Source organism: Brevibacterium sp., assembly GCF_052105255.1.
Classification (GTDB): Bacteria; Actinomycetota; Actinomycetes; order Actinomycetales; family Brevibacteriaceae; genus Brevibacterium; species Brevibacterium linens_B.
This window is the reverse complement of sequence record NZ_JBQDYQ010000113.1, coordinates 1,926-3,867: the sequence shown is the minus strand read 5'-3', so window position 1 is coordinate 3,867 and position 1,942 is coordinate 1,926. Positions and strand designations below refer to the sequence as shown.

At 65.3% G+C, this 1,942-nt stretch carries 2 protein-coding genes; both read left to right on the top strand.

Features of this window, described 5'->3' with window-relative positions:
* Positions 1-20 precede the first annotated feature (20 nt).
* Complete coding sequence (locus tag ACTIIH_RS16030; protein WP_441092177.1) at positions 21-629, top strand: CueP family metal-binding protein; 609 nt, start codon at positions 21-23, stop codon at positions 627-629.
* Positions 630-680: 51 nt separating this feature from the next.
* Positions 681-1,826, top strand: a complete 1,146-nt coding sequence (locus ACTIIH_RS16025; protein ID WP_441092176.1) for an FAD-dependent oxidoreductase — start codon at positions 681-683, stop codon at positions 1,824-1,826.
* The last annotated feature ends 116 nt before the right edge of the window (positions 1,827-1,942 follow it).

Genomic DNA, 1,942 nt, shown 5'->3' with positions numbered 1-1,942 from the left:
GTAGTGACAAGGGGAGATATATGAGAACGACGCAATTCGTGTTGGGTGCGACGGCCCTGGCTCTAGCGCTGACCGGGTGTTCGGCTCCAGGGTCGGGAAGCGGGTCATCCGCTGCATCAGGAGAGTCCGCGGCGGTGCAGCCGGGCTCGGCCGAAACGCTGCTTGCGGATCTCGATCTGGACGACGAAGACGTCACCGGAGTCATCGATCATCTCGATCGTCTGCCTGTCGAGGAGAGGCCCACCGACCTCATGGCCTCGGTGCAGCCCGACGAGCTCGTCCTCACCGACGGGCAGGACGAGGCGACGATGGCACTGCCGGAGGGGAGGAGCTATGTGTCCATCGCTCCCTTCGTCGATGAGACGCACGACTGCTTCTACCACAGCCTCACGACCTGTCTCGGTGAGTTGAGCGGGAAGGACGTCGATGTGGTGATCACCGACTCGGCGACACGCAAAGCAGTGGTGGATGACTCGACGACGACCTTCGACAACGGTTTCGTGGGCTTCTGGGTGCCATCCGGCATCACCGGTACCATCGAAATCACCGCCGAGGGCAAGACCGGAACGACCGAGTTCTCGACGAGAAGCGATGGGCCCACCTGCGTGACTGACCTCGAATTGCAGTAGGCACGATCAGGCGCGGCCGACCGATCACGCCCATCCAACAGGAGCGCAGCTATGACCCACCACATCGTCATCGGAGCGGGCTTGGCCGGTGCCGCAGCCGCACATTCCCTGAGCGCGCGCGGCGAGGACGTCACCGTGCTCGAACAGCACACTCCGGCCAACGACCAAGGCAGCTCCCACGGTTCGGCCCGCATCTTCCGGTATGCCTACCCGGATCGCCTTTACACCGAACTGGTTGTACGCGCCCGGGAACTGTGGGATGACCTCGAGACGAAGTCGGGGGCCGAGCTCATCACTCGAACGGGAGCGCTCGACTTCGGCGATGCCCGGCACACGGATCTGCTCGCGAAGATCTTCGAGGCAGTCGGAGTCGAGTACGAGGTCCTCGATCCGGCACGAGGCGCCGAACGGTGGCCGCAGTTCGTCTTCGACACCGACGTCCTGTGGCACCCCGAAGCCGGCGTCATCGACGCCGAGACCACGGTGACGACCATGCTCGACCGTGCGATGGACACGGGGCGGGCCCGGGTCCTCACCGATTGGACGGTCACCGAGGTGGCACGACGGTCCGCGGGCGGCTTCCGTGTCACCTCGGCGACAGGCGAAGCCGTCGAGGGGGACCGTGTCATCGTCGCGGCGGGCGGGTGGCTGCCCGCCCTCCTCGGCGATCTTGGTCTTCCGCAGGCGTTCCTCGATGCGCTGCCGCGATTCGAAGTGCGGCAGGAGCAGGCCTTCCATATGCCCTACCGCGATGCCGGCGCGGACGGGCGGCCGAACACGCCCTGGCCGACGTTCATCCACAAATCCGGTGAGATGTTCACCTATGGACTTCCCGGCGGTCGGGATGCCGATTTCGCGGGGCAGAAATTCGCCCAGTTCAACGGTGGGAAGGTGATCGGATCGGCGCTTGACCAGGACGGAGAGATCACCGAGGAGATGCGGACCCGGATGATCGACTATGCGAAGCGGAATCTGCCGGGACTCATTCCGGAACCGTACGCGGAGACCACATGCCTGTTCACGAACACACCGAACGAGGACTTCGTCATCGACGAGGTTGACGGCCTTGTTCTCGTTTCGGCCTGTTCGGGGCACGGGGCGAAGTTCGCGCCGCTGCTCGGAGAGTTCGCAGCCGACCTCGCCACGGGCGCCGGTGAAGTGCCGGACCGGTTCCGGGTGGGCGTTTCTGCTCGGTGAGCTGCCGGCGACGGGCGGCTCAGCGCTTCGACGTGAGGAGGTGCCTCAGCTCGATGACGCGATGATGAGGTGCCGGGTCGAATGCGCGACGAAGGGCTCGCCCCTGCGCATCCGCG